This window comes from Arthrobacter sp. GCM10027362 (genome assembly GCF_042679445.1).
GTDB lineage: Bacteria > Actinomycetota > Actinomycetes > Actinomycetales > Micrococcaceae > Crystallibacter.
In genome coordinates, this window is the sequence record NZ_JBHTML010000031.1 from 22,532 (window position 1) to 28,531 (window position 6,000).

6 protein-coding genes are annotated in these 6,000 nt (G+C 69.3%); all 6 read right to left on the bottom strand.

Annotation, left to right across the window (positions count from 1 at the left end):
- Positions 1 to 31: 31 nt before the first annotated feature.
- The 6 genes from ACFQ36_RS07265 to purU all read right to left on the bottom strand — a co-directional run bounded on the left by ACFQ36_RS07265 (position 32) and on the right by purU (position 5,703).
- On the bottom strand, positions 32 to 481 hold the full coding sequence (locus ACFQ36_RS07265) for an Hsp20/alpha crystallin family protein (protein ID WP_377012090.1): 450 nt from the start codon (positions 479 to 481) through the stop codon (positions 32 to 34).
- A gap of 336 nt (positions 482 to 817) precedes the next feature.
- On the bottom strand, positions 818 to 2,287 hold the full coding sequence (locus tag ACFQ36_RS07270; RefSeq protein WP_377012092.1) for a glutamate--cysteine ligase: 1,470 nt from the start codon (positions 2,285 to 2,287) through the stop codon (positions 818 to 820).
- Between the two features lie 143 nt (positions 2,288 to 2,430).
- Positions 2,431 to 3,510 (bottom strand): Gfo/Idh/MocA family protein, encoded by a 1,080-nt coding sequence (locus ACFQ36_RS07275; RefSeq protein WP_377012094.1) that lies wholly within the window; start codon positions 3,508 to 3,510, stop codon positions 2,431 to 2,433.
- Positions 3,511 to 3,638: 128 nt separating this feature from the next.
- Positions 3,639 to 4,157: a gamma carbonic anhydrase family protein gene (locus tag ACFQ36_RS07280; protein ID WP_377012096.1), complete on the bottom strand. Its 519-nt coding sequence runs from the start codon at positions 4,155 to 4,157 to the stop codon at positions 3,639 to 3,641.
- A 38-nt stretch (positions 4,158 to 4,195) separates the two neighbouring features.
- Entirely contained in the window at positions 4,196 to 4,750 is a 555-nt protein-coding gene (locus ACFQ36_RS07285) for a class I SAM-dependent methyltransferase (RefSeq protein ID WP_377012098.1), read from the bottom strand.
- 71 nt (positions 4,751 to 4,821) lie between these two features.
- A complete protein-coding gene (gene purU, locus ACFQ36_RS07290; RefSeq protein ID WP_377012100.1) occupies positions 4,822 to 5,703 on the bottom strand; it encodes a formyltetrahydrofolate deformylase in 882 nt (293 codons plus the stop codon).
- Positions 5,704 to 6,000 lie beyond the last annotated feature (297 nt).

Below are 6,000 nucleotides of genomic sequence, written 5' to 3' on the forward strand. Positions count from 1 at the left end.
GAAGGTACGGGGCCGCCGTCATGTACGGAGGCTACTTGGCTTCGGCCGGCTGACCGGCCGTTGCGCCGACCTGCGGCGCGCCCGCGCCGGTGGCAACTTCGATCTTGCGCGGCCTGGCGCGTTCGCTCACGGGGATGGTCACGCTGAGCACGCCGTTTTCATATTGTGCCGAAATGGCGTCGATGTCGATGCCCTGCCCCAGGTTGAGCTGGCGCAGGAAGGAGCCGCTCTCGCGTTCGCGGGTCAGCCACTTCACGCCCTCCGCGCCGCCCAGCGCGCGCTCAGCGCGAATGGTCAGCAACTGGCCGTCGACGTCAATGTCCACCGAGGCCGGATCGATGCCCGGCAGGTCTGCGGCCAGGACGTAGTGGTCACCCTCGCGATAGAGGTCCATCGGCATCTGGCGCAGACCCTGCCGGCGCTCCAGCAGGGATGCGGCGACGCGGTCCAGCTCACGGAACGGATCAAGGTTCATGGCCATTCTCATCAACTCCTTCGCTTCATCGCTCCTCCCGGAGCGGTGCTGACCTGCCATAGTTGAGTCTTTTCGACTCAACTATGTGTATAAGTTAGCACTCTAGTTAGGGGAGTGCCAGACGTTTTTCCTGCCCTGGGCGAAGCGGAACGACGGCGGTACCCGCCGCGGGCGCGCCGCTTGTTCCGACTCCAGGTACTCACCGCGGTGCTGCCCGGCGGCACGAGCCCGGCCGGCGGCCTCCTGCTCATCGCGATGGCAATCGACCAGCACCGGCGCGAAGCCGCCTCTCGGTGACCAGCCTGCGGCCTCGGCAGCCTTGAGCCGGCCGGACGACCGCGCCTACGGCAGCGGCCAGGTGTGCACCGGCTGGTTGGTGTGCATGTTTTCCCAGTAATGGCGGGTCATCTCGGTCAGTGCGGTACTGCGGTCCAGGCCGGAGGCCTCGAACCGGCGCAGGGCGGCGATCTGCCAGGCGGCCCCGTTCTGTTCCGACTGGGTCCGGGTGCGCAGCACGTCCAGGTACCTGCCGATCAGCTCGCCGTCCACGCCCAGCTGTTCGAGGCCGTTGGCGGCCATCGGCAGCAGGTGGCGCAGGATCAGTTCGGTGACCGGCATGTCCCCGATGCCCGGCCAGTACACCGTGGCCTCCAGTCCGGTCCGGGCGCAGGCCAGGAAGTTGTCCGCTGCGGTCTTGAAGGCCATCCGGGTCCAGAGCGGACGCTCCGCGGTCCTGAGCACGCGGACCAGGCCGAAGAAGAAGGCCGCGTTGGCAACGGTGTCCAGCACGGTGGGGCCGGCCGGCAGCAGCCGGTTTTCCAGCCGCAGGTGGGGCTGGTCCTTGCCCGGGTCGTAGATCGGCCGGTTCCAGCGGTACACGGTGCCGTTGTGCAGCAGCAGCTCCGGCAGCAGCGGCGCACCGCCTACGGTGTGCCGGCCGGTGCTGCGTGCGAGTTCGGGCAGCAGGGCGGGGAAGTAGCGGACGTTTTCCTCGAACAGGTCGAAGATGGAGGTGATCCAGCGCTCCCCAAACCAGACGCGCGGCCGGACGCCCTGGTTGCGCATCTCCGGCGGCCGGGTGTCGATGGCCTGCTTGAACAGCTCGATGCGCGTCTCGTGCCAAAGCAGGGTCTCCATGAAAATGGGGGAGTTCGCTGCCAGCGCCACCTGCGGTCCGGCGATGACCTGGGCGGCGTTCCAGACCGGGGCGAATTCCTGTGGCTGGACCTGCAGGTGCAGCTGGACGCTGGTGCAGGCCGCTTCCGGGGCGATGTTCTTGGCGTAGAAGGAGAGGGACTCGATGCCGCGCAGTTCCAGCAGCACGTCTTCGCCCCGGGCCTGCAGTACCGAGGTGTTCAAGGCCGCGTAGCGTTTGCCCGGGCTGAGCCAGGACATGTCCTCCAGCAGGCCGCGCTTGAGCGTGGGCAGGATGCCGATCATCAGGATGTCGGCATTCTTCTCCGCTGCGCGCTCGTTTGCGCGGTTGAGCTGGGCGCGCAGGTTGTCCTCGAGCTGCTTGAGCCCCGGACCGGCGATGGACAGGGCCGGATGGTTCAGCTCGATGTTGAACGCGCCGAGCTCGGTCTGGAAGGCCGGATCCGCGATGGCTTCCAGGACCGCGGCGTTGCGCAGGGCGGGGGAGAAGTCCGCATTGGCCAGGTTCAGCTCCAGCTCCAGGCCGATGGTGCCGGTGGCGGCGAACTGCCCGGTGGCCAGGTAGCTGGCAAGGGTTTCCAGGTTCTCCAGGAGCCGCTGCCGGTACTTTGTCCGCTGCTCCCGGCTGAAGGTTTTGGACTTGACTTCTGCGCCCATGTTTGAGGGTAACCACGGCGGCGGCCGCTTGCATAGCGTTCAGCGGCCGCCCCGTCCCTCGCCCGCTCGGGCGGGGACCCCTGCCGCCTCACTTTTCAGCGGCCGCCCCGTCCCTCGCCCGCTCGGGCGGGGAGGCCGGTTCCTCAGTCCGCGGCCGGGATGCGGTCGTTGATGTAGCTGACTCCCAGCTGGGCGCGGACGCCGTCGAACAGCCGCATGGTTTTCAGCGTGTGTTCCCACGGCATGGTCGGGCTGGCCGTCAGGCCGGCCTGGATGCAGCGCGTGACCTCGCGGAGCTGGTAGGTGAAACCGTTGCCGATCTGCCCGAAGCGCTCGGTCCGGAGCCGGCCCCGGTGCTGCTCGATGACCAGTTCCGAGGGGTTGTGCAGCGGGGAATCGGTGCGCAGCCAGCCGTGCGAGCCTGCCACCGTGGCCGTGCGCGGGGACCAGGCCAGCAGCGAGGAGGTCAGCTGCGCCTGGGCGCCGGAGCTGTAGGTCAGCGTCAGGGCGTTTTGATCATCGATGCCGTCTTCGTTCACGTGTCCGACGGCGGTGACGGTCTGCGGGTAACCGAGCGCACCCAGCGCCCAGGTCAACGGGTAGACGGCCAGGTCCAGCAGGGCGCCGCCGCCCGCTGCCGGATTCCACAGCCGTGTGGTGACATCGTATGGCGCGGGAAAGCCCAGGTCCGCCTGTACCCAGTGGATGGTGCCCAGTTCGCCGGAGGCAATGATCTGCCAGGCCCGGTTGATCGCCGGCAGGAAGCGGCTCCAGATGGCCTCCATCAGGAACAGGCCGCGGCCGCGGGCCAGTTCGATCAGCTCGGCCGCCTCGCGGGCATTGATGGCCAGGGACTTTTCGCACAGCACATGCTTGCCGGCCTCCAGCGCCCGCCTGGCAATCTCGTAGTGCTGCCCGTGCGGGGTGGCCACGTACACCACGTCCACCGCCGGGTCGGCGAAGAGCCGCTCGTAGCCGCGGACCGGGCCGTCGTCGAAATAGCAGGCGGCAAAGCCGAACCGGTCACCGAATTCGACCGCATTGGCCTCGCTGCGCGAACTGACCGCCTGCAGCACGGCATCCTCAAGCCGGGCGATGTCCTCGGTGACGCGGCCGGCCATCCTGCCGGTGGAAACCACGCCCCAGCGCAGCGGCCGGCCGGTAGCCTCGAGGGGGCTCGGCGCGCCCGGTTCGGCGCAGGGCGGGGGCACGATGTGCGTCATGGATCAATGATTGCCGCCGCGCCCGCCGGCGTCCATGCCCGAACACTTCCATCCGGGCCGGAGAGCTGCGGTTACCGGGTTCGATAAATGGCAGCCTTCCGGCCCGGGTCGCGTACGGGCGAGGGGGATCAGGCGTTGGCTTCGCGGTGCAGTTTGGCCAGCTCCACGTAGTGGGAGGCGTTGCGCAGGACCGACTGGTATTCCTCCTCGCTCAGCTCCCGCCGGACCTTGGCAGGCACGCCCGCCACCAGCGAGCGCGGCGGGACCTGGGTGCCTTCAAGCACGACGGCGCCGGCGGCCACCAGCGAACCTGCGCCGATGACGGCGCCGTTCATGATGGTGGCGCTCATGCCCACCAGGCAGTTGTCCTCGACCGTGCAGCCGTGGATGACGGCGGAGTGTCCCACGCTGACACCGGCACCTACGGTGCAGGGGAAGCCGGCGTCGGCGTGCAGGACCACGTTGTCCTGGAGGTTGCTGCCGGCCCCCACCCGGATGGGGGCGGAGTCGCCGCGGACGGAGACGCCGTAGAAGGCACTCGCGTCGGCGGCGAGGGCGACATCCCCGCTAAGCGTGGCGGTGGGGGCGACGAAGGCGGACGGGTCGATGGCCGGGGTCTGCCCGGCAACGGTGATGATGTGGGCCATGAGACATAAGCGTACCGGCAGGGCCCGCCCGGGACTGCTCAGGGTTTGGTGAGGACCAGGAACTGGCACCGCCCCGAGCCGTCCGCCTGCTCCCAGGAGGTGAAGAAGCGGATATCGCCGTGCGGCTCGAACAGGCTTCGGACCATTTCGTCGCTGCGCTCGCCGTAGAAGCCACCTGCATCCGGGCCCCTGCCATCCGGCCCGGAGTGCAGTCCCGCGGCCAGCGGCGCGCCGGGCTTGAGCACTCGCATGATCTCGGTCAGCACGCCGTACAGGTCCGTGTCCGGCACGTCCGCCAGCGCCCCCCTGGCCCAGGCGGCGTCGAAGGTCGCGTCCGCGAACGGCAGTTCGTCCGGGCTGCCGACCACGGCCTCCAGGCGCTTGGCCCTGGCCACATGGATGTTCTCCTCGGAGGGATCCAGACCCACGTAGTTGATCCCTGCGGCGACGAAGGCCAGCCCGTCCTCGCCGGTGCCGCAGCCGATCTCCAGGACCCGGTGCCGGTGGGCGGCGACCAAGGCGTCGATGAAGGAGTCCCGTTCGGCGTCCCGCCGCGGGTCCGGAGGAATCAGGTCCTGCTCCTGGCTGCCCATGGACAGAATCTACCCGACCGCGTGCGCAGGCTCCATGCTGCGACCGCCGGGAGGCCGCCGGCGGCGGGGGATCAGTTGAAGACGACGGTGCGGGTGCCGTCCAGCAGCACCCGGTGCTCGGCGTGCCACTGCACGGCCCGGGCCAGGGTGAGGGCCTCCACATCGCGGCCCAGCGCCACGAACTGCTCGGCGGAGCGGGCGTGGCTGACCCGGATGACTTCCTGCTCGATGATCGGTCCCTCGTCCAGGTCCGGGGTGACGTAGTGGGCCGTGGCGCCGATCAGCTTTACGCCGCGTGCGTGCGCCTGGTGGTAGGGCCGGGCGCCCTTGAAGGAGGGCAGGAAGGAATGGTGGATGTTGATCGCCTTGCCCTGCAGGTCGGTGCACAGTTCGTTGCTCAGGATTTGCATGTAGCGGGCGAGCACCACCAGTTCGACGCCGTTCTCGGCCGCCAGCCGGCGCAGCTGCAGTTCGGCCTGCTCCTTGGTGTCCGCGGTGACCGGGATGTGGTGGAACGGGATGCCGTAGAACTTGGCCAGCCCGGCCAGGTCCGTGTGGTTGGAGACGATGGCGGGGATTTCGATCGGCAGGGTGCCGGAGCGCTGCAGGAAGAGCAGGTGGTTCAGGCAGTGCCCGGACTTGGAGGCCATCACCAGGGTGCGCATCTTCGCGCCCTCGCGGTGCAGGCCCCAGTCCATCCGGAAGGATTCGGCCACCGGCCGCAGCCGCTCCTGCAGCTGCTGGTATTCCGTGTCCGTGCTCACGTCCACGCGCATGAAGAAGCGTCCGGACTCCGGGCTGCCGTATTGCTGCGAGTCCACGATGTTGCAGCCGGCGTTGGCGAGCACCCCGGCGACGGCGGCGACAATTCCGGGCCGGTCAGCGCAGGACAGGGTCAGGTTGTAGGCAATCTGGGTACTGGGCGTGGCGCCGGCCACGGATGCTTCGGTCACGACCCCAAGCGTAGCGGCAGGGGCCCCAACCGAGCGAAGCGAGGTGGGGGGAGCCGCGGAGCGGTAGCGGCAGGGGCCCGAACCGAGCGAAGCGAGGTGGGGGGAGCCGCGGAGCGGTAGCGTTCGCCGCCTGCCCCGTGCCTCGCAGGCTCGGCACGGGGACCCTGGGCGGTTCTCTTGCAGGGGCCCCAACCGAGCGAAGCGAGGTGGGGGGGCGGTGAAGCGCCGGACGAGCCGCGCTCAGGCCCGGGCCGGAACGGGAGCCGGCGCGGCCGCTGCACCCGCGCCGTCGTGCCC